Below are 21,787 nucleotides of genomic sequence, written 5' to 3'. Positions count from 1 at the left end.
ACAAGCAGAAACAGGAGGGCAGGGTGAGTACCGCAGATCTACACCCGATGGCCACGGGGCATATTCCGTCCTACGTGACCCAGGCGGACGGAAGTGACTTTCTTTTGACGTTCATGTTTTTCTTTACCGTGGGGGTCATTATCCTGATCGGCGTGGGGTATTTCACGCTGCATGCGATCCCCGAAAAGCTGGCGCATGAATCCAATCACCCTCAGTTCCAGTTGGTCGGTATTCTCGCTCTGTTGGCGCTGTTTACGCATAACGGGTTGTTCTGGGTGGCTGCTGTTTTGGTGGCCGGGTTCCAATTCCCGGATGTGGCCGCCCCGCTCAGGGCCATTGCGGATGCAATACGATCCTTGGGCAAGAACGACGTCGAACCGGCGCAGCCCTCAGACCCCACCGCGCAGCAGGAGCAGTAAGACATGCTTGAGACATTGATCTGCGCGCTGGTGACGGTGCTGCCTGACTATCTGTTTCGCCGGTTTGTTCAGGGTAAACGGATCGGCCATGAAATCACGCTGTTCACCATGTGGTATGAGCTGCGCTGGGGCCTGACCACCTGCGCCATTCTGGCGCTGACCGTGATCACCACCTTGTTCTATTTCCATCCGGCCAGCAAAACGGCGGCGTCGTTTTTCCGGACCGTGACGATCCTGCCGCAACTGGGTGGGCGGGTGTCCGAGATTTATGTGCAGAACAACGAACTGGTTGTTGCCGGTCAGCCCATTTTCCGGATCGAGGACTTCACCCAGACCGCCATGGTCGAGGCCGCCCATGCCGAGATTGCGCAGGTCCAGGCTTCGTTGAAAGTGGCCGAAACCGACCTGGCCGAAGCCGAAGCGGGGATCGCCGGTGCCCGTGCCGCGCTGGACCAGTCGCTGGAGGACCTTGAGCGCAACACCACCCTGCGCGACGAAGGGTCCAGCGCCGTCAGACTGGCCGAGATCGAACGGCTGGAAAACCTTGTGGCCCAGCGCGAGGCGCAGCTGACAGCAGCGCAATCGCAACGCGCCGCGGTGGTTCAACAGATCGAAGAGCTGATCCCCGCGCAACTGGCCAGTGCCAATGCGCAGTTGGACGCCGCCCTGACTGAGCTGGACAAAACCGTGATCAGTGCTGGCGTGACGGGCCGGGTTGAACAGTTCGGCCTTCAGGTCGGGGATTACGTCAGCCCTCTGCTACGTCCGGCGGGTATCCTTGTGCCGTCCCATTCCGGCCATGACCGGTTCCAGGCCGCGTTCAACCAGATGTCCGCGCAGGTCATCAAACCCGGCATGATCGGAGAACTGGGCTGTATGACCAAACCCTTCACCGTCATCCCCATGGTCGTGGTCGAGGTACAGGACGTGATCCCGTCCGGCCAGATCCGCCCCTCGGACGAGCTGCGCGATGTGCAGACCAACACGGTGCCGGGCTCAATCCTTGTTTATATGGAGCCCTTGTACAAAGGCATGGCCGATGACATCCCTCCGGGCAGCAACTGTTTGGCCAATGTCTATACGGACAACCACGAACGGTTGGAGCATGAAGATCTGGGCTTTTGGCAATCGGCTGCCCTGCACGTGATCGACACGATTGGTGTGGTCCACGCGGCGGGCCTGCGGCTACGCCTGATCCTGATGCCGGTGAACACGCTGGTTCTGACCGGGCATTGATCCTTGCGCAGCGTCCTTTGGTAGGGGGCGCTTAGCTTTCCTGGGACCGCTCGTATTCCATGCGGGCGGTCCGCACCTCATCCATCTGTTCATGTGACCAGTAGACCAGCGGCTTTAACCGCTCCAAAAGGCTGCGGCCCAAGGGCGTTAGCGCGTAAGATACGGCCACCGGTGGTCCCGGATCGACCGTTCGCGTCAGGTACCCATCGCGCTGCAGGCCGCGCAGGTTTTCCGTCAGCACGCGTTGTGTCACGTCACCGATACAGCGTTTGAGTTCCCCAAAACGCTTGGGCTCATCCTCAAGCGCGAGGATGATGATCATGCGCCACTTACCCGTGACATTGGACAGGACGGATCGGATACAGCAATCCGATGCCTCGGCTTTTGAGTTTACGCCTATTGGCAGCATTCCGACCTCGGGTGCGAAAGTAATACCAGCTTCAACAACTGTACCAGTCTTATGAAGGATAATTCCTGAAAATCATAGTAGTTACTTCAAGGTAACCAAGTGGGCTGAACGTGCGTAATTGATATGTGGTGCGAAAATAATACTAACTATCACGGCAACGCGAATCAAAAGGACGCCCTCAATGACACCCAAGGAAATCGTACTCGCCTTGTTTTCGGCAGCATTTGTCGAGCATGACCCCGAAGCCGCCCGCGAATTGGTGACGCCGGGCTATATCCAGCACAATCCGCAAGTGCCCACTGGTGCAGAGGGTTTGATGGGTTTGATCCCTTTGGTGGAACAATCGGGAATGACAGTCACGACACACCGCGTGATCACCGAAGGCGACATGGTTGTGCTGCACAACACTTATGAGAATGCCGACGCTTTTGGCGCGTCCTCACTGGCGGCCTTTGATGTCTTTCGGGTCGAAGATGGAAAAGTGGCCGAGCATTGGGACAATTTGCAACCGGTGCCGGCAACCACGGCGTCTGGCCGGGGCATGACGGATGGGCCGACGGAAATCGTCGACCATGATCAGACGGAAAAGAACAAAGAGCTTGTTCTTGGTTTCGTGCGCGATGTTCTGGCCGGTCAGGCACCGGAGAACGTCACGAACTACATGAACCCCGAGGTTTACATGCAGCACAACCCGTCAATCGATGACGGTCTGGATGGCCTGATGGCCGCAATCGAGGCATTCGCGGCACAGGGACAGGTCATCACCAAGTTCGAGCCGCAGTTTGCCGTGGCCGAGGGGAACTTTGTATTCGTCGCCACAGACGCCATCATGGGCGGGCAGCCGTGGGCCTTTTTCGATCTTTGGCGGGTCGAGGACGGCCTGATTGTAGAACATTGGGACGTGGTGTCGCCCATCCCCTCGGAAATGGCTCATGAAAACGGAAAGTTCTGACGGTGGGATGACCCGTACAGATCACAATGCGCCCTGAATGAAAAAGGCCCGCGATAGCTGCGGGCCTTTCTGTTCTGATTATGCCGTGGCTTACTGCGGGATTTCGCCTTCCAGCCCTTCGACATAGAAGTTCATGCCTGCCAGCGTGCCGTCATCTGCGGTCTCGCCCTCGGCCAGCCAATCGCTGCCGTCCTGCTTTTTCAGCGGGCCGGTGAAGGGGTGGTATTCACCTGCGGCCATAGCGGCCTTCAGGGCCAGAGCCTCTTCTTTGACATCGGCCGGAACGGCGTCCGAGATCTCGCCGATGGCAACCATACCTTCACGGATGCCATCCCAGGTGTTTGCGCTTTCCCATGTACCGTCCATCACGGCCTGCGTGCGCGCAATGTAGTACGGCGCCCAATCGTCAATGATTGACGACACGCGCGGGAAGGGGGCATATTCGCTCATGTCAGATGCCTGACCGAAGGTGACGACATTTCCTGCCTCTTGCGCGGCGGCCTGCGGCGCGGTCGAGTCGGTGTGCTGCAGGATCACGTCCGCGCCCTGTTCGATCAGAACGGTGGCGGCGTCGGCCTCTTTCGCTGGGTCAAACCATGTGTAGGCCCAGACGATCTTGAACTCGACATCCGGGTTCACTTTCTTTGCGTGAACATAGGCCGAGTTGATGCCGCGGATCACTTCGGGGATCGGGTAGGATCCGATGTAACCGATGATATTCGACTTGGTCATGTTGCCCGCGATATGGCCCTGAACGGCGCGCCCTTCGTAGAAACGGGCCGAATAGACCGAGACGTTGTCGGCGGTTTTATAACCGGTCGCGTGCTCGAATTTCACATCCGGGAACTTCTTGGCCACGTTGATGGTCGGGTCCATATAGCCGAACGAGGTGGTGAAAATCAGATCAGCCCCTTCCAGTGCCATCTGCGTCATCACACGCTCAGCATCCGGGCCTTCAGGAACGGATTCGACAAAGACGGTTTCAACCTTGTCGCCAAAATGCTCTTCGACCGCGAGGCGGCCTTTGTTGTGCTCATAGGTCCAGCCGCCGTCGCCCACCGGGCCGACATAGACGAAGCCGACCTTGGTCTTGTCTTCGGCCACGGCACCCGTCGCCAGACCCAGCGCCATGGCGGCGCTTGCCAGTAGAGTGGTGAATTTCATGTGTTACTCCCCAAGTTGGTTCAGTTTGTTTGGCCTCTAGTGCGAGGCATGGAAGGTCCGGCCCAGTGAGGCAGGTGCGCTGCTCTTGTCGGCCGAAAGGATCACAAGCACAAGGATCGTGATGATGTAGGGCGACATTGCCAGATACTCGACCGGAATGGCAACGCCCGCTGCCTGCAAATTAAGCTGCAACACGGTGATGCCGCCAAACAAATAGGCGCCCAGCAAGGCCCGCCAGGGCTTCCAGCTGGCAAAGACCACCAGGGCCAAAGCGATCCAGCCGACACCGGCGGTCATCCCTTCGGTCCATTGGGGGACGCGGATAAGGCTGATATAAGCGCCACCCAGACCCGCGCAGGCCCCACCGAACAGGATCGCCATGATGCGGATCTTGATGACCTTGTAGCCAAGCGCATGGGCGGCATCGTGGTTTTCCCCCACCGCACGCAGGATCAGGCCGACGCGGGTGTATTTCAGCGTGGCCCAGACCGCCGCAGTCAGCGCGATACCGACATAGAGGATCGGATCATGCTGGAACAGGATCGGGCCGATCACGGGCAGGTCGCTCAGCACCGGGATGTGGATTTCATCCATGCTGGGCGGTTTGATACCCACATAGCTCTGGCCCATCAGCGCACTAAAGCCGAGGCCAAACAGCGTCAGGGCCAACCCGCTGGCAACCTGATTGGCCAACGCCACCTGCGTCAGCAGGACAAAAAGCAATGACAGCACCGCGCCCCCGATGGCGGCGGCGATAAAGCCCAACCAGGGCGAGCCGGTCTCGACCGAGATCGCGAACCCGCTGATCGCGCCAACGATCATCATCCCCTCGACCCCAAGGTTCAGAACGCCTGCTTTCTCAACGACCAACTCTCCGATCGCTGCCAGCAGCAACGGGGTTGCGGCCACCATGAGCGACGCGATCAGAAGGACGGGATTGATTTCGCCTAGGTCCATGTCATGCCACCTCGCTGCGGGCCGCACGGATGCGGTAGTTTGTCAAAAGGTCGAAAGCCAGCAGGAAGAACAGCAGCATCCCCTGAAACACCTGAATGGCCGCGGCTGGCAGACCCAGCTGCGACTGCGCGATTTCACCACCAATATAGGTCAGCGCCATCAGACCCCCGGCCAGCAGAATACCCACCGGATGCAGGCGACCCAGAAAGGCAACAATAATGGCGGTAAAGCCATAGCCTACGTTAAAGTCGATACTGACCACGCCCGACGGCCCCGAAACCTCGAACATCCCCGCCAGACCGGCCAGAGCACCGGCCAGACCCAGGCAGAACAGGATCAACCGCGCCGGGTTCACGCCTGCGAATTTCGCGGCCCGCGGGGCCTCTCCGGTCAAACGGATATGAAAGCCCAGCATGTGCCGGTTCAATAAAACATAGGCAAAGATCACAGCGATCAGAGCCGTCACGACACCCCAATGCATCCCCGATCCGGCGATCAGTTCAGCATTATAGGCGCTCTCATAGGATTGCAGGTTTCGTGAGCCCGGAAAGCCAAACCCTTCGGGATTCCGCAACAGACCCAATGACACCGAAGCCAACATCTGCTCGGCCACATAGACCAGCATCAGTGAAACCAGAATTTCGTTGGTGCCAAAGCGCACCTTCAGAAAGGCCGGGATCATCGCCCAAAGCCAGCCGCCAAAGGCACCAGCAAGCACCATGATCGGAAAGACGAACCACGCATCCAGCGGGTAAAAAGCCAGACCAGCCCCGGCGCCAAAAATGGCCCCCATGATGTACTGCCCCTCGGCCCCGATATTCCAGATACCGGCCCGAAAGCCCAGCGACAGGCCAATGGCGATCAGCACTAGGGGCGCACCTTTCACCAAGAGTTGCGGACGATAATAAAAGGCAAATTCACCAAACAGCGGTTCCCAGAAAATGGTACCAATGGCCTCGACCGGGTTCTTGCCGAGTATGGCGAACAGGACGCCCCCGAACACCATCGTCGCCAGTACCGCAACCAGAGGGGTGGCATAGGACCACGCCTTGGACGGCTGAGGCCGCTTCTCCAACACAATCATTTGCTCGCGCCCCTTAGTTCTTCTTCTCGTTCCAAATACGGCCGCCGGAGGCGGTTCAACGCGTCACACATGCGCCACCTCCATGCCATGCGCGCCGCCCATCATCAGGCCGATCTCATCCACCGTCAGACCCGTGGTCGGGCGGGGGGCGCTGAGGCGGCCTTCGTTCAGGGCGGCAAAACTGTCGGAAATCTCCATCAACTCATCCAAATCCTGGCTGATGCAGATCACTGCTGTTCCCTTGGCCGCCAAATCCAGAATGGCCTGCCGGATCGCGGCTGCGGCTGCCGCGTCCACCCCCCAGGTTGGCTGGTTCACCACCAGAACGTCAGGGTTCTGCAAGACCTCGCGACCGATCACGAATTTCTGCAGATTGCCGCCCGACAGCGACCGGGCCGCATTGTCCGGCCCCGGCGTGCGCACGTCAAAGGCGCTGATAATCTTTTCGGCAAAGCGCTTGCTGTCGGCCCATTTCAGAAACCCGTTGCGTTCCAGCCCCTCGCGCACTGACCCGGTCAACAGGGCGTTTTCCGTCAGGCTCATGTCGGGGGCGGCTGCGTGGCCCAGCCGTTCTTCGGGCGCGGTCAAAACGCCCAATTTGCGGCGCGCCGTCGGACCCAGCTTACCAATGTGCTGGCCGTTGAACTTGATCGCATCGGGCGTGGTCGTGATCTCACCCGACAAGACACCCAGCAGTTCATCCTGCCCGTTCCCGGCAACGCCGCCAATGCCCAGAACCTCGCCTTTGCGAACGGTCATATGGACGTTCTTCAGCGCCGTGCCAAATTCCGAAGGCGACGGCACCGACAGGCCGCTGACATCCAGCGCGACTTCGCCAAATTCACGCCCGGACCGTTCGGGCGTTTGCAGGGTCGAGCCCACCATCATCTCGGCCATATCCCGCGCCGAGGTTTCCGAGGGCACGCATTCACCCACATTCTTGCCCAAACGCAGGATCGTGGCGTGGTCGCACAGGGTTCTGATCTCTTCCAGCTTGTGCGAGATATAGAGGATCGAGGTGCCCTCGGACCGCAATTTGTTCAGCGTCTCGAACAGAATCTCAACCTCTTGCGGGGTCAGAACGCTGGTCGGTTCATCCATGATCAACAGCTTGGGGTCCTGCAAAAGGCAGCGAATGATCTCAACCCGCTGGCGTTCGCCTGCGGACAGATCACCTACAGTGCGATACGGGTCCAGCGGCAGGCCGTAGGTCTCGGACACTTCGCGGATGCGCGAGGCCAGATCGCCCATCTTAGGCGGGTTCTCCATCCCCAGCGCGATGTTTTCGGCCACGTTCAGCGCATCAAACAGGGAAAAATGCTGGAACACCATCGCAATCCCGTCTGCGCGTGCGGCGCGTGGCTCGGGTGGGGCAAAGGGCTGGCCGCGCAGCAACATTGTGCCGCTGTCGGGTTTCACCAGCCCGTAGATCATTTTCACCAGCGTGGATTTGCCCGCACCGTTTTCCCCCAGCAGGGCGTGGACCTCGCCCTCGCCAATGTCAAAGGACACCTGATCATTGGCGACGACGCCGGGATAGGCTTTGGTCAGCCCTTGCAGGCTAAGGAGTGGAGGGGTCACGCGCTCAGGTCCTTCTTCAACTCATTCTGCCGGGCAGGGCGCAGCAATTGTGCGGCGACGCCCACGGCGATCATCTGCGGGTGCTTGCCCAGTGTTGGATCGCCAATCGGGCAGGTGATCCGACCGATTTGCCCGGGCTCATGCCCAAGCGCCGCCAGCCGCGACCGGAATCGCGCCCACTTCGTAGCCGAGCCGATCAGGCCAGCAAAGCGGAAATCATGCGAAAGCAGCCGGTTGCACAGCTCTAAATCCAGATTGTGCGAATACGTCAGCACAAGATGCTCGGCATCGGGGGGGGCGTGACGCACCAGTTCGGCCGGTCTGGCAGCCGGAACCGGGGTTACACCGGCTGGAATGTCGGTTGGAAAACGCTCGGGGCCTGTGTCAATCCATGTGATGGCCAGATCGGGCAGGGGGGCGAGAACACCCACCAGCGCCCGCCCCACATGGCCTGCGCCCCAAATCCACAGATTGCGGGTGGGCTTGTGAACCGGTTCCACCATCCAGCCGTCGATCAGCTGCGGTTCAGGTGCGATGCCCTGTCCGCGCGCGGTTGCCAGCAGGCGTTTGACAGACAGGGGCATAGTTGAAGTCCCGGTCGGGCGCGCAATGACCTTGTCATCCAGCGCCTCTACCGCTGCTGCGTCGTAGACTTCGCTCAGCAGGGAAACCGCGCCGCCGCAGCATTGGCCCAGTTCCGGGCCAAGCGCATGGTGCGTCAGGCGCATTGCAGTGGTTTGCTTGCGCGCGGCCTCAGCGGCCTGAAATTCCAGCGTTCCGCCGCCGATGGTTCCGCATTGCCCGGTTCCCCAGATCAGCATGGCTGCACCGACCTCGCGCGGGGATGACCCTTTGATCGCTGCGATGACCACGCGGGTGACTTTCCCGTGGGTTTTGACCGCCTCCCTCAACGTCTCAAGGTCAAATCCCATCAGGCCCCTCCCTTTACCCTTTGGATGCCGTGCCAGACCTGCTCTGCCGTAGCGGGCGCATCCAGCGCCGGATAGTGGTCGCCGCAGGCCGCCACCGCGTTGGACAGGGCCAGCCAGGCCGAGATACCCAGCATGAAGGGCGGCTCTCCCACCGCTTTTGAGCGATAGATCGTGTCCTCGCGATTCTCACCATCCCAAAGCGAAACGTTGAAAACATCGGGCCGGTCCGAGCAGGCCGGGATTTTGTAGGTCGAGGGCGCATGCGTGCGCAGATTGCCTTTGCCGTCCCAGACCAGTTCCTCGGTCGTCAGCCAGCCTGCGCCCTGCACATAGCCGCCTTCGACCTGTCCGATATCCAGCGCCGGATTCAGCGAGGCACCTGCGTCATGCAGAATATCGGTGCGCAGGATGCGGTTTTCGCCGGTCAGAGTGTCCACGGCAACTTCGGTGACGGACGCGCCATAAGCGAAGTAGAAAAACGGGCGCCCTCGACCTGCGATCCGGTCCCATTCGATCTTGGGTGTTTTGTAGAACCCGGTTGCCGACAGGCTGATGCGGCCCTGATAGGCCAGTGCTGCGGCTTCGGCGAAGGTATAGCGTTCCCCGCCAACCGAGACGTGCCCATCCGCGAAAGTAACTGCCGATGGATCAGCCTGATGCCGCTCGGCCAGATAGTCGGCCATCCGGTCGCGGATCGTATCGCAGGCGGCTTTGACGGCCATCCCGTTCAGGTCACTGCCCGACGATGCCGCGGTGGCCGAGGTGTTCGGCACTTTGGCGGTATCGGTAGCGGTGATTTTCACCATCTCCAGCGGGATGCCGAACCGCGATGCGGCCACTTGCGCGACCTTCTGGAACAGCCCTTGTCCCATCTCGGTGCCGCCATGGTTCAGGTGGACCGAGCCGTCCTGATACACATGCACCAGCGCGCCCGCTTGGTTCAGGTGGGTCAGGGTGAAGGAAATCCCGAACTTGACCGGAGAGAAAGCGATGCCCTTTTTGATCACGCTGTTTTCGGCATTCCATTTCGCGATGGCGGCCTTGCGCGCGGCATAGTCGCTTGATTTCAGGAGTGAGTCCGTCATGCCGTGCAGTTCGAAATCGCTGACATCCATACCGTAGGGCGTGGTGTTGCCACCGGCGGGCAGAGGGCGAACCGGCGCTTTCCCGGTTTCCACAGCGCCACGGCTGGTCAGGTCTTCGTGCGGGTCGGGATGGCCCAGTGGTTTCTCATGCGGCGCCTGATCAGCCACTTTATGCGCGGGCTCATAATAGTTGCGACGGCGCAGTTCGACCGGGTCCAGCCCAAGCGCGTGCGCGGCGTGGTCCATCACGCGTTCAATACCGACCATGCCCTGCGGACCCCCGAAGCCGCGATAGGCAGTGGCGGATTGGGTGTTGGTCTTTAGCCGGTGGCTCTCAATCCGCGCGTTGGGTAGCAGGTAGGCATTGTCCGAATGCAGCATCGCACGGTCAGCGACGGGCAGCGACAGGTCCTGCGCCCAACCGCAGATGACGTAGTGGTGGAACGAGACGCCCTGAATATGGCCGCTTTCATCAAACCCGGCTTTGTAAGCGATGCGAAACGCGTGACGCTTGCCGGTGATGATCATGTCATCGTCGCGGTCATAGCGCATCTTGCAGGCTTTGCCCGTGGCACGCGCAGCCACCGCGCAGGCGACGGCCAAAGCGTTGCCCTGACTTTCCTTACCGCCGAACCCTCCGCCCATGCGCCGGGTTTCGACGCGGACCGCGTGCATGGGAACGCCCAGAGCATCCGCCACTTTGTGCTGTATCTCGGTCGGGTGCTGGGTTGAGCTGTGCACCAGCATATCCGCGCCCTCATGCGGCACGGCCAAAGCGGCCTGGCCTTCCAGATAGAAATGCTCTTGCCCGCCAAGCTCGAAACTCCCTTCGATGACATGACGCGCGTTGGAAATGGCGGCATCTGCATCGCCTTTGGCATAGATGCGCGGGCCGTCCTCGAACCGGCTGTTGGCGGCAAGGGCCTCTTCGACCGTCAGGATCGGGGTTTCTTCTGCATAGTCGATCTTGCCCAGACGCGCGGCTTTGCGCGCGGCCAGATGGCTGGTCGCGACGACCAGAAACACCGGCTGGCCGATATAGTGCACGGTGCCATCGGACAGCAACGGCTCATCATGGATTGAGGGCGAGACATCGTTTGCAAAAGGCAGGTCATCCGCCGTCATCACCTGCACCACGCCATCGGCGGCCTTGACGGCGGTCAGGTCCATCGCGGTGATCGTTCCCTTGGCAATCGGGCTGAGGCCAAAGGCCAGATGCAGTGTGCCTTTGGGCGTTGGAATATCGTCGACATAGCGCGCGGCACCTGCCACATGCAGCGGGGCCGCATCATGGGGGAGGGGTTTGGCGACGCTCATGCCGACACCTCCAACACGCTGGTGACTTCGCCCTGATCTTCGAGGAAATACCGCTTCAGCATCGCTTTGGCGCTTTCCAGACGATAGGTTGCCGAGGCGCGCATGTCCGTGAGTGGTGAATAATCGTCGGCAAAGGCAGGCAGCGCGGCGTCAATCGTCTCGCGCGTCCAGGGTTTGCCGATGAGTGCGGCCTCGACATGGGTTGCCCGTTTCGGGATGCCAGCCATGCCGCCAAACGCGATGCGCGCGTGGGTGACGGTGCCGTCCGAAACGGTGATGTTGAAGCACCCGCAAACGGCCGAAATATCCTGATCGAACCGTTTGCTGAGCTTGTATGCTTTCAGGCGATCCGCCTGACGGGGAAAGCTGACGGCTTCGACGAATTCGCCCGGTGCTTGGTCTTGCTTGCCGTAGTCGATGAAAAACGCTTCCAGCGGAAGAGACCGGCGGGTGTCGCCCTTGCGCAGATGCAAGGTCGCGCCCAAAGCGATCAGGGCGGGTGGGTTGTCTCCGATGGGTGAGCCATTGGCGATATTGCCCCCGACGGTCGCCGCGTGGCGGACCTGAACGCTGGCATAGCGGCGGATCATTTCGGCGTAAGAGGGATGGTGGTTTGCCAGCACGGCGCCCATGCGGTTCATGTCGACCATCGCGCCAAAGCGGATTTCCTCATCGGTGACAGTGATCTGTTTCAGATCCTCGCATCGGTTGAGGAAAATCACAGGTTCCAGATCGCGCAGTTGCTTGGTGACCCAAAGGCCGACATCCGTTGCGCCGGCGACCAAAGTCGCATCCGGGTTTTCCGCGTAAACAGCGGCCAGTTCATCGGATGAGCCCGGCAACATCGATGCGGTTGACGCAGCAATTGGTTTGTCTTTCACCCAAACCGGAACGGGGTGTTCTTCGGCGGCTTTGGCGGCTCGGATGATCGGCGCATAGCCCGTGCAGCGGCACAGGTTGCCCGCAAGCTGGGTGTCATGATCCGTCGCGCCGTTCGTGTGGCTGGCAACCATCGACATGACAAAGCCCGGCGTACAGAAGCCACATTGCGAGCCATGCAGGTCGACCATGGCCTGCTGAACGGGATGCACCTCGCCATTGGGGCCGCTTGCGCCCTCGACGGTGCGGACGGCCTTGCCGTGCAATTGGGGCAGGAACAGGATGCACGCGTTCAGCGCTTTTGCCCCGCCCTCGTCCGTCACCATCACGGTACAGGCCCCGCAATCGCCTTCGTTGCAACCTTCTTTGGTGCCGGTCAGGCCGCGATCCTCGCGCAGCCAGTCCAGCAGGGTGGCCGTCGGATCGACATCCGCCAGTTCCACTGTCTCTCCGTTCAGAAGAAACGTGATGTTCATTCGTGAAACCCGTCGCGTTACCCGGTTGCGCCCCTGCGGCCCTCCTTCGATGCGACGTAGAAAGAGTGGCGGGCGTAAAGCTTGCCGTCAGATGTTAGAAACAGCGCCCCTGATCTGGCAAGAAAAACTGTATATATTATACAGTATTATAGCCAATTCATCTGTCACTGCCCGGTTCAAGCGCCGTTCAGTTGGTTGGAATTGCAGCGCTTTTGCAAATGGCGCCATGTCCTTCCTGAAGCACCTTCTTGAAATTTCGAATAATCGCTGTCGATTTTTTAGGCGATCCAAATATGCGGTTGGTGCTTTTGCAGCCTGTCCACCTGCGATAGCCTGAGCGGTATGAGCAGTACCCCCCGATTCATTCATCTTCGTGTCCATACGGAATACTCTTTGCTGGAAGGCGCTGTGCGGCTGAAAAAGCTGCCTGGCCTGTGTGAGAAGGCAGAGATGCCCGCCGTTGCGGTGACCGACACCAACAGCATGTTCTCGGCCCTTGAGTTTTCGGTTACGGCCAGTGGGGCCGGAATTCAGCCGATCATGGGGTGTCAGGTTGATCTGACCTATGTGCAGGCGCAGCCGGGGGAAAAGCCCAAAGCGCCCGCGCCTTTGGTTTTGTTGGCTCAGTCTGAGGTCGGGTATGAGAACCTGATGAAGCTCAGCTCGTGCCTTTACGTGGATAAGGGCGGGCAGTTGCCGCAGGTCACTCTGGACGAATTGGCCGAGCGGTCGGATGGTTTGATCTGTCTGACCGGTGGGCCGGACGGACCGGTGGGGATGCTGTTGCAACAGGGCCAACGCCCGGCGGCTGAGGCGCTGGTGGATCGGCTGGCGGCGATGTTCCCGGATCGGCTGTATATCGAGTTGCAGCGTCATCCGGGCGAAGGTGGCCAGCCCGAGGCGGAACGCCTCACCGAGCGTGGTCATGTTGAGATGGCCTATGCCAAGAACCTACCGCTTGTCGCAACCAACGACGTCTATTTCCCGACGACGGACATGTATGAGGCGCATGACGCGCTGATCTGTATTGCCGAAGGCGCTTACGTCGATCAACAAGACGGCCGTCGCCGTCTGACCGCGCAACACTATTTCAAGTCGCAGCAGGAAATGGTGACGCTGTTCGCCGATCTGCCCGAGGCGATTGAGAACACGGTTGAGATCGCGCGCCGTTGCGCCTTCATGGCGTATCGTCGCGACCCGATCCTGCCGAAATTCGCGGATGATGAGGTGGCCGAACTGCGCCGCATCGCCAATGAGGGCCTGCAGAAACGTCTTGCGGTGATCCCGCATGCGGTGACGCCCGAGGAATATCAGGAACGGCTGGATTTCGAGCTGGGCATTATCGAAGGCATGGGCTTTCCCGGCTATTTCCTGATCGTTGCGGACTTCATCCAATGGGCCAAGGATCACGACATTCCGGTGGGGCCGGGGCGCGGGTCGGGTGCGGGCTCGCTGGTGGCCTATGCGCTGACGATCACCGACCTTGATCCGCTGCGCTATTCCCTGCTGTTTGAGCGGTTCCTGAACCCCGAGCGGGTTTCGATGCCCGACTTCGATATCGACTTTTGCATGGACCGCCGCGAGGAAGTGATCCGTTACGTTCAGCAGAAATATGGGCGCGACAAAGTGGGGCAGATCATCACCTTTGGTGCTTTGTTGTCGAAGGCCGCTGTGCGCGATATCGGGCGGGTGTTGCAGATGCCTTACGGGCAGGTGGACCGCCTGTCCAAGATGATCCCGGTGGAAGGGGTCAAACCCGTCTCGATCGAAAAGGCGCTGAAAGACGAACCCCGCCTGCGCGAAGAGGCGCGCAACGAAGAGGTCGTTGACCGGCTGTTGACCTACGGCCAACAGGTCGAGGGGCTGTTGCGCAATGCCTCGACCCACGCGGCAGGGGTTGTCATCGGGGACCGTCCGCTGGACGCCTTGGTTCCGCTCTATCAGGATCCGCGTTCGGATATGCCCGCGACCCAGTTCAACATGAAATGGGTGGAACAGGCCGGTCTGGTGAAGTTCGACTTTCTGGGCCTTAAGACGCTGACGGTGATCCAGAACGCGATGGACATCATCTTCAAATCCGGGCGGCCTTTGCATATCGCTGCTGATGGTACGGAGCTCTACGAACCGGCCGAAGGGGCCGAGAACCAGATCAACGCCATCCCGCTGGATGATGAGGCGACGTACAAGCTCTATTCGGCGGCCAAGACGGTTGCGGTGTTTCAGGTGGAATCCTCGGGCATGATGGATGCGCTCAAGCGGATGAAGCCGGACTGTATCGAGGACATCATCGCCCTCGTGGCGTTGTATCGGCCCGGCCCGATGGAGAACATCCCCAAGTTCTGCGAGGTCAAGAACAAGCTCAGCGAACGCGACACGCTGCACCCGTCCATCGACCATATTCTGGACGAAACGCAGGGCATCATCGTCTATCAGGAACAGGTGATGCAGATCGCACAGGAAATGGCGGGCTACAGCCTTGGCGGCGCCGACCTGTTGCGACGCGCGATGGGCAAGAAAATTCAAGAGGCGATGGACGCCGAGCGGCCCAAGTTCCTCAAAGGCGCTGCCGAGAATGATGTGGACGAGGCCAAGGCGACCGAGGTTTGGAACCTGTTGGACAAGTTTGCCAATTACGGCTTCAACAAATCCCACGCCGCCGCCTATGCGGTGGTCAGCTATCAGACCGGCTGGCTCAAGGCGAACCATCCGGTTGAATTCATGGCCGGTGTCATGAACTGCGATATCCATCTGACCGATAAGCTGGCGGTTTACTTTGAAGAGGTCCGCAAAGGGCTTGAACTGCCCTATGTCCCGCCCTGTGTGAACCGATCGCTTGCGACCTTCGACGTGGTGAACGGAGAGTTGGTCTATGCGCTGGGCGCGTTGAAAAACGTGGGCGTCGAGGCGATGAACCTGGTCGTTGAAGGCCGGGCCGATAAGCCGTTTGTCAACCTGTTCGATTTCGCCCGCCGGGTCGATCTGAAAAAGGTCGGTAAACGCCCGCTTGAGATGCTGGCCCGCGCGGGGGCGTTTGATCAGCTCGACAAGAACCGCCGCCGCGTGTTCGAAAGCCTCGATCCGCTGGTGCAGTATTCGGCGGCGATCCACGAACAGAAGAACTCGAACCAGGTGTCGCTGTTTGGGGAGGCGGGCGATGACCTGCCTGAACCGCGCCTGTCGCCCACGCCCGACTGGCTGCCTGCCGAACGGCTGAGCGAAGAGTTCAAGGCCATTGGGTTCTATCTGTCGGGCCATCCGCTGGATGACTATATGCCCGCGCTGAAACGCAAGCAGGTGATGACGCTGGACGAGGTGACCGAAAAGGCGCGCTCGGGCCCGTTCATAGCCAAGATGGCCGGCGTAGTTGCCGGTCGTCAGGAGCGGAAATCGGCGCGCGGCAACCGGTTCGCTTTTGCTCAGCTCTCGGACCCCAGTGGTGCGTATGAGGTCACGCTGTTCTCGGAAACGCTGGAGAAATCGCGCGAGTACCTTGAGACCGGCGCGCAGGTGGTCCTGACCGCCGAGGCCACGATGGAGGCGGATCAGCTGAAACTGCTTGGTCGCTCTGTCGGGCCGGTGGACACCGTGGTGGCCGATGCGGGGGCGACGGGGCTGCGGATTTTCGTGGACACGCCCGGCGTTCTGGCAACTGTTGCAACCGTGTTGGAGGAAGCTGCGGGTGCGGCCAAGCGAGCCTCGAAAGGGCCGATCCATATCTGTCTGATCGACCCCGGATTACCCGGAGATGTCGAGATGGATCTGGGGCAGGATTTTCCGATCAATCCGCAGATCAAGGGCGCGATCAAGTCGTTGGACGGCGTTACCGAGGTACAGGAAATCTGACCTTCCCGGTTGTTGCCTCAGCGTTTTTACACCGCTAGGCTGAGGTCATGCCCGTTTTAGAGGCGTGCCACGGGAGGGCACTGATATGGCAATTTCGACCATTGGTTTCAAAACGCTAACTCTTGCAGCGGCGGCGTCGCTGGCGCTGGCTTCGGCATCAGCGGGTTTGGCGGACGATAAAAAGAAGAAAAACACGATCGAAGGCGCGGTGATCGGGGCCGGTGTCGGCGCTTTGATCGGCGATGGCAAAGGCGCTGCGATCGGTGGCGTGGCCGGGGCCATTATCGGACATAACTGGAAGTGATGACGATGCGGTTTAACAGTTTGAAAACTCTGGCTTGTGCTACAGTTCTGACGATGCCGGGTCTGGCGGTGGCCGATGAGGCAGCTGACCAGATGGTGCAAGAGGCTCTACCTGTGATGCACTACACTTGCGCTTCAATCGCCGAAGAGGCGGACGGGGACGAAGCCTTTGTCGTGACGGTTGTCGAGAAAATGACGGCCCTGTCGCTCTATAACCGTCAGATCAATATCGAGGATCACGCGACCACGGATGAGGAAAAGGCCCAGTTGCGCGAGACTTTCATTGCAGCGCTATCAGAACGATGCGCAGCCGATAAGGATGCCTTGCTGGGCGGCGTGGTCGATAGCGCGGTGAAGTCGACGCTGGGGCTGTAGGCGCGGTCGCTAGAGCGTGCCAACCGCGCAGCGCACCAGCCCCCAGCCTTTATCCATCCCGGCCTGTTTGAGGCCGGTGACGAGGCGGTCTGACAGGAACAGCAGCGAAGGCACTTTCGGGTCCAGCCAGATATCGGGGCCGGTGAGAGCCTCGGGGACGACGACAAGTTCGTTTTCCTGATGATGGTTCGGCAAGAACACAATGTCGTGGCGGTTTCTCAAAGGGGCGCGACTATCCCCTTCCGGTCCAAGCGCCTCATAGTTGCCCATCGACCGTTTATTGCCGACATTCAGCAGGAAATAGGGCTCGGGCGTTGTCAGTTGGCTTTCGTCTGAGGTCATTAGCCTAAGTGGATGAAAGACCGTTTCACCTAAGTCGAAGCGTTCAAGAATGGATTTCACAGACTCTGAAACCAGCGGGTAGCCGCCACCACTGATGAATGGGGCTGTGTAGTACAGATGTTTGTTGTTGTAGTACCAAACGTCTCCGACCTGCTCTTTGGTCAGAATCTCTCCTCGCTTCCAGCCCAAATCGGACTCACGCACCATGCGTTTCGACCACTCGACCCTCTCCTTTGTTTGCTGTGATCGCCACTCTTGACCGAATTCTCTGCGTAGTACGACTTCAACGGAATTGATGTCGTTCAACGTCGTGGCAATCCACACGCAGGGTTCGTTGCTGTCAGCATCCACCACCGGTGCTCCCACTCAATAGTGCGGCGGGCGTTCGTCGCCCAAGACGACCCCGCCGGACCCCTCCTGTGCCCGTTCGGCTTCGCGCTGCAACAGCATCTCGACGCGCCGGGTCAGGCGGTCGATCTCGGATTGTTGTTTCGTCACCACCGCGTTCAACTCGTCAACCGTGCGGGTCAGGTGGGCGATCTGTTCTTCCAGATGCTGCATGGGGCTCTCCTTTGGGCGTGGTCATAGCGGCACGGGCGGGCCATGACCAGTCAAAGCGCGCCTTGCCCCGATGCGGGCCATGGGATAGACCGCGCGCGGAAGATGACCGCGAAGGACGCCCCACATGGCCAAGCCCAAGAAACAGCCCCGCCCCAAGGCCGTCACGCCGAAAGGGTTCCGCGACTATTTCGGCCAGGAAGTCTCGCAGCGCACCGAGATGCTGCGGACGATTGCGGATGTCTATCATCGCTATGGGTTCGACGCCTTGGAGAGCAGCGCGGTTGAGTCGGTCGAGGCGCTGGGCAAGTTCCTGCCCGACGTGGACCGCCCGAACGAGGGCGTGTTTGCGTGGCAGGAGTTTGACGAAGGCGGCAATGGTGACTGGATGGCCCTGCGCTATGACCTGACCGCGCCTTTGGCTCGCGTTTACGCGCAGCATCGCAACGACCTGCCAACGCCCTATCGCCGCTATGCGATGGGTCCGGTCTGGCGCAACGAAAAACCGGGGCCGGGGCGGTATCGTCAGTTCTATCAATGCGATGCGGATACGGTTGGGACGGCTTCGATGGCCGCGGATGCCGAGATTTGCGCGATGTTGTCGGATACGTTGGAAACGGTTGGTATCCCGCGCGGCGACTATCTGGTGCGCGTGAACAACCGCAAGGTTCTGAACGGCGTGCTTGAGGCGATGGGTCTGGGCGAAGACGCTGCCGCCCGAGACAACGTTCTGCGCACGATCGACAAGTTCGACAAGGTGGGCGAGGCTGGGGTGCGTGAGCTGCTGACCAAGGGCCGTCTGGATGCCTCGGGCGCGTTTATTGACGGTGTTGGCCTCAGCGATGATCAGGCCGAGCCGGTGATTGCCTTCCTGACCTCGAAGGCTGGGGATGCCGCCGGAACGCTAGCCAATCTGCGCGCGGCCGTGGGCGACAGCAAGATCGGCGCGGACGGGATCGCAGAATTGGAACAGATCGGTGCGCTGCTGGATGCAGGCGGCTACGGTTCGGACCGGATCGAGATTGATCCTTCGGTCGTGCGGGGCCTCGGCTATTATACCGGGCCGGTTTATGAAGCCGAGCTGACGTTCGAGATTTTCGACGAGAAAGGCCGCAAGCGGCAGTTCGGCTCGGTCTCGGGCGGGGGTCGCTATGACGATCTGGTCAAGCGCTTTACCGGGCAGGAAGTGCCTGCCACCGGAGTGTCCATTGGTGTCGATCGCCTGCTGGCGGCCCTGCGCGAAAAGGGGCGGATCGCGGCGCAGGCGACAGGCCCTGTGGTTGTCACCGTGATGGACCGTGACCGCATGGCCGACTATCAGGCCATGGTCGCCGAACTGCGCAATGCGGGCATCCGGGCTGAGGTTTATCTGGGCAACCCCAAGAACTTTGGCAATCAGCTGAAATATGCGGACAAGCGGAACTCGCCCATCGCTGTGATCGAAGGTGGTGACGAAAAGGCCAATGGAATCGTCCAGATCAAAGACCTGATCCTTGGGGCCAAGATCGCCGAAAGCGCCACGCTTGAGGAATGGAAAGAACGCCCCAGCCAGTTCGAAGTGCCGCGCGGCGATCTGGTCGCGAAAGTGCGTGAAATTCTGGACAGTCAGGACTGAGCCATGCCCAACCGTTCCCAGATACAGGCCCGTGCCGCGATGATGCGTGTCCGGTTCGAGGCCGCAGGCGCGCAGATCGTGGACCCGCCGCTGCTGCAACCGGCGGGTACGCTGCTGGACCTCTACGGTGAGGATATTCGCGCGCGCGCTTATGTGACTTCGGACGCGCTGCGGGGTGAGCAGATGCTGCGCCCCGACTTCACGCTGCCCGTGGTGCAGATGCACATGCGCGAGGGGGCCGAGCCCGCGCGCTATACCTATTCCGGTGAGGTGTTCCGGCGGCAGGAACACGACCCGGACCGTTCGAACGAATATATCCAGGTCGGGTATGAGGTGTTTGACCGCGAAGATCCCGCCGGGGCCGATGCCGAGGTGTTCTCGCTGATCGCCCTGCAACTGCGGGGGCTGCCCTTGCGCGCGGCGACCGGGGATATTGGCATTCTGACGGCTGCGGTTCAGGGGCTGCGCACGACGGACCGCCGCAAGGCGGCCTTGATGCGGCATCTCTGGCGTCCCCGTCGGTTCCGTGTCCTGCTGGATCGTTTTGGGGGCCGCAAGCCTGACCTGGAAAGCCGGGCTGCGTTGCTGGATGCGGATGATCCGCTGAACACCGACGCGCCAATGATCGGCAAGCGCACTGCGCCCGAGATACTGGAACGGATCGAGGCCCTGCGGATCGACCGTGATACAGGCGTGATTTCCGAGACCGAGATGGGTGGTCTGGATTCCCTGCTGGCCGTGCGCGAGACGATGCCCTTTGCATTGGAACAGTTGCGGGACGTGGCCGTGGACCTGCCGCAGATCACCCCCGCTTTGGACCGTCTTGAGGCGCGGGTGGCCGCCCTGCAGGCGCGCGGCGTGGATGTTGAGCGGCTGGATTTCGAGGCGTCGTATGGTCGGACCTCGATGGAGTATTATGACGGCTTTGTCTTTGGCTTTTACGCCGAGGGTCGCCCGGACCTGCCCCCGATCGCGACCGGGGGGCGCTATGACGCGCTAACCCGGCAATTGGGCGACGGGGCTGAAATCCCGGCCATTGGCGGCGTGATCCGCCCCGACCTGATGCTTGAGATCGAGGAGGATGCGCAATGAGCCTGAAACTGGGCGTGCCCTCGAAAGGCCGGTTGATGGAGAAAACCTTTGGCTGGTTCGAAAAGCGCGGCATCACCCTGTCGCGCAGCGGATCAGACCGGGAATACGCGGGCAAGGTCGAAGGGATCGACGGTGTATCGCTGATCCTGCTTTCAGCCGGAGAGATTCCGCGTGAACTGGCCGCAGGGCGCATTCATCTGGGCGTGACCGGCATCGATCTGGTGCACGAAAAACTGCCGCGGTGGGAACAGCAGGTCGAAGAAATCTCGCAACTGGGTTTTGGCAAGGCCGATCTGATCATCGCGACACCTGCCTGTTGGGTGGATGTGGATACGCTGGACGATCTGGATGCGGCGGCGGCGGCCTTTCGCAAGAAACATGGCCACCGTCTGCGGATTGCCACCAAATACCACCGGCTGGTGCGTGAGTTTCTGACCGATGCGGGCGTGGCCGATTACACTCTGGTCGACAGTCAGGGCGCGACCGAAGGCACGGTGATGAACGAAACCGCCGAGGCGATTGCGGATATTACCTCAACAGGTGAAACGCTGCGGGCGAACCACCTGAAAATCTTGTCGGACGGGCTGATCCTGCAATCGCAGGCAACGCTGTGGCGCAGCCGGGTTGCGAAATATGAGGCCGAAGACAAGGCGGTTCTGGCCGAGTTGCTGGATCGGCTGCGTTAAAGCACGCCGATCTCGGCCAAAGCGCGGTTCAGATCGTCGGGCAGGGCGTCGTCCTGCTCGTGTCCTTTGCGCAGGTCGGCGGGGGTGTCTTCGGGTTTCAGATAGCGCCAACCCTGAAACGGGCGTTTCAGGGCGTTCTGAGTGCGATGCACCTGCGGGTCCAGCACGATGGCGCAGCGGCGGATGCCGTCCTCTCCCCGCACCTCGTCCAGTCGCAGGATGCGCTGGCGGCATTGGATCACGCCCTTGATCACCCAATAAATTGATCCGCCGTTCAGAATCTCGGCCTCTCGCTTGGGCCACATGCGGGTGACATGGCGCGGACAGCCGTCCTGATACAGCGGTTTGCGGCTGTCCTGCCACGCCATCAGCGTGTCGACGCTTTCCGATCCGACCGACAGTTTGATGAGGTTCACGTACTTATCCACAGCTTTCCCACAGAGTCGTCCCAAGGCCACCTTTATATTGTAGCCTGCATTGCG

At 60.5% G+C, this 21,787-nt stretch carries 20 protein-coding genes; 9 read left to right on the top strand and 11 right to left on the bottom strand.

The window, feature by feature from the left end; translation table 11 throughout:
- Positions 1-23 precede the first annotated feature (23 nt).
- Together ACRZ94_RS04895 and ACRZ94_RS04890 are read left to right on the top strand one after the other, a co-directional pair.
- Positions 24-419 (top strand): hypothetical protein, encoded by a 396-nt coding sequence (locus ACRZ94_RS04895; protein ID WP_480796798.1) that lies wholly within the window; start codon positions 24-26, stop codon positions 417-419.
- A gap of 3 nt (positions 420-422) precedes the next feature.
- Complete coding sequence (locus ACRZ94_RS04890) at positions 423-1,655, top strand: HlyD family secretion protein (protein WP_480796797.1); 1,233 nt, start codon at positions 423-425, stop codon at positions 1,653-1,655.
- A gap of 31 nt (positions 1,656-1,686) precedes the next feature.
- On the opposite strand, the gene ACRZ94_RS04885 is transcribed toward ACRZ94_RS04890, so the two are convergent.
- Positions 1,687-2,064 carry a winged helix-turn-helix transcriptional regulator gene (locus ACRZ94_RS04885; protein WP_480650044.1) on the bottom strand — a complete coding sequence of 126 codons (378 nt, stop codon included), beginning with the start codon at positions 2,062-2,064 and terminating at the stop codon, positions 1,687-1,689.
- 181 nt (positions 2,065-2,245) lie between these two features.
- Between ACRZ94_RS04885 and ACRZ94_RS04880 the strand changes: the two genes are divergently transcribed.
- Positions 2,246-3,016, top strand: a complete 771-nt coding sequence (locus ACRZ94_RS04880) for a nuclear transport factor 2 family protein (protein WP_480796796.1) — start codon at positions 2,246-2,248, stop codon at positions 3,014-3,016.
- A gap of 90 nt (positions 3,017-3,106) precedes the next feature.
- On the opposite strand, the gene ACRZ94_RS04875 is transcribed toward ACRZ94_RS04880, so the two are convergent.
- From ACRZ94_RS04875 to xdhA, 7 genes are all read right to left on the bottom strand, one after another.
- Complete coding sequence (locus ACRZ94_RS04875; RefSeq protein ID WP_480650046.1) at positions 3,107-4,180, bottom strand: BMP family ABC transporter substrate-binding protein; 1,074 nt, start codon at positions 4,178-4,180, stop codon at positions 3,107-3,109.
- A gap of 36 nt (positions 4,181-4,216) precedes the next feature.
- The gene (locus ACRZ94_RS04870) at positions 4,217-5,137 is read right to left on the bottom strand and encodes an ABC transporter permease (protein WP_480650047.1); all 921 of its coding nucleotides are present in this window, start codon (positions 5,135-5,137) and stop codon (positions 4,217-4,219) included.
- Position 5,138: 1 nt separating this feature from the next.
- Positions 5,139-6,221 carry an ABC transporter permease gene (locus ACRZ94_RS04865; RefSeq protein ID WP_480796795.1) on the bottom strand — a complete coding sequence of 361 codons (1,083 nt, stop codon included), beginning with the start codon at positions 6,219-6,221 and terminating at the stop codon, positions 5,139-5,141.
- A gap of 63 nt (positions 6,222-6,284) precedes the next feature.
- Entirely contained in the window at positions 6,285-7,802 is a 1,518-nt protein-coding gene (locus ACRZ94_RS04860) for an ABC transporter ATP-binding protein (protein ID WP_480796794.1), read from the bottom strand.
- The gene (xdhC, locus tag ACRZ94_RS04855; RefSeq protein WP_480796793.1) at positions 7,799-8,734 is read right to left on the bottom strand and encodes a xanthine dehydrogenase accessory protein XdhC; all 936 of its coding nucleotides are present in this window, start codon (positions 8,732-8,734) and stop codon (positions 7,799-7,801) included. The genes ACRZ94_RS04860 and xdhC overlap by 4 nt, the downstream gene beginning before the upstream one ends.
- The gene (xdhB, locus tag ACRZ94_RS04850; RefSeq protein ID WP_480796792.1) at positions 8,734-11,136 is read right to left on the bottom strand and encodes a xanthine dehydrogenase molybdopterin binding subunit; all 2,403 of its coding nucleotides are present in this window, start codon (positions 11,134-11,136) and stop codon (positions 8,734-8,736) included. Before xdhB ends, xdhC begins: the two co-directional genes overlap by 1 nt.
- Positions 11,133-12,491, bottom strand: a complete 1,359-nt coding sequence (gene xdhA / locus ACRZ94_RS04845; RefSeq protein ID WP_480796791.1) for a xanthine dehydrogenase small subunit — start codon at positions 12,489-12,491, stop codon at positions 11,133-11,135. The genes xdhB and xdhA overlap by 4 nt, the downstream gene beginning before the upstream one ends.
- Positions 12,492-12,833: 342 nt before the next feature.
- Between xdhA and dnaE the strand changes: the two genes are divergently transcribed.
- The 3 genes from dnaE (at position 12,834) to ACRZ94_RS04830 (ending at position 17,012) form a co-directional block, all read left to right on the top strand.
- On the top strand, positions 12,834-16,334 hold the full coding sequence (dnaE, locus tag ACRZ94_RS04840) for a DNA polymerase III subunit alpha (RefSeq protein WP_480650053.1): 3,501 nt from the start codon (positions 12,834-12,836) through the stop codon (positions 16,332-16,334).
- Positions 16,335-16,419: 85 nt separating this feature from the next.
- The gene (locus ACRZ94_RS04835) at positions 16,420-16,638 is read left to right on the top strand and encodes a YMGG-like glycine zipper-containing protein (protein ID WP_480650054.1); all 219 of its coding nucleotides are present in this window, start codon (positions 16,420-16,422) and stop codon (positions 16,636-16,638) included.
- A gap of 5 nt (positions 16,639-16,643) precedes the next feature.
- The gene (locus ACRZ94_RS04830) at positions 16,644-17,012 is read left to right on the top strand and encodes a hypothetical protein (RefSeq protein WP_480796790.1); all 369 of its coding nucleotides are present in this window, start codon (positions 16,644-16,646) and stop codon (positions 17,010-17,012) included.
- A 9-nt stretch (positions 17,013-17,021) separates the two neighbouring features.
- On the opposite strand, the gene ACRZ94_RS04825 is transcribed toward ACRZ94_RS04830, so the two are convergent.
- Positions 17,022-17,708, bottom strand: coding sequence for an imm11 family protein (locus ACRZ94_RS04825; protein WP_480796789.1), 687 nt, complete (start codon positions 17,706-17,708; stop codon positions 17,022-17,024).
- Positions 17,709-17,720: 12 nt separating this feature from the next.
- Entirely contained in the window at positions 17,721-17,915 is a 195-nt protein-coding gene (locus ACRZ94_RS04820) for a SlyX family protein (protein WP_480796788.1), read from the bottom strand.
- 124 nt (positions 17,916-18,039) lie between these two features.
- Between ACRZ94_RS04820 and hisS the strand changes: the two genes are divergently transcribed.
- Genes hisS through hisG form a run of 3 tightly spaced genes read left to right on the top strand, consistent with a single transcriptional unit; the run spans position 18,040 to position 21,305 of the window.
- The gene (gene hisS / locus ACRZ94_RS04815; protein ID WP_480650058.1) at positions 18,040-19,527 is read left to right on the top strand and encodes a histidine--tRNA ligase; all 1,488 of its coding nucleotides are present in this window, start codon (positions 18,040-18,042) and stop codon (positions 19,525-19,527) included.
- A 3-nt stretch (positions 19,528-19,530) separates the two neighbouring features.
- The gene (locus ACRZ94_RS04810) at positions 19,531-20,619 is read left to right on the top strand and encodes an ATP phosphoribosyltransferase regulatory subunit (RefSeq protein ID WP_480796787.1); all 1,089 of its coding nucleotides are present in this window, start codon (positions 19,531-19,533) and stop codon (positions 20,617-20,619) included.
- Positions 20,616-21,305 carry an ATP phosphoribosyltransferase gene (hisG, locus tag ACRZ94_RS04805; protein ID WP_480796786.1) on the top strand — a complete coding sequence of 230 codons (690 nt, stop codon included), beginning with the start codon at positions 20,616-20,618 and terminating at the stop codon, positions 21,303-21,305. Before ACRZ94_RS04810 ends, hisG begins: the two co-directional genes overlap by 4 nt.
- Here hisG and ACRZ94_RS04800 read toward each other — a convergent pair.
- A complete protein-coding gene (locus ACRZ94_RS04800) occupies positions 21,302-21,733 on the bottom strand; it encodes a DUF1489 family protein (protein WP_480796785.1) in 432 nt (143 codons plus the stop codon). The two genes, hisG and ACRZ94_RS04800, sit on opposite strands and share 4 nt — an antisense overlap.
- Positions 21,734-21,787: the final 54 nt, after the last annotated feature.

The sequence above is a fragment of the Ruegeria sp. CH10 genome, from assembly GCF_056537125.1.
This window is presented reverse-complemented; position numbering and strand designations above follow the sequence as displayed.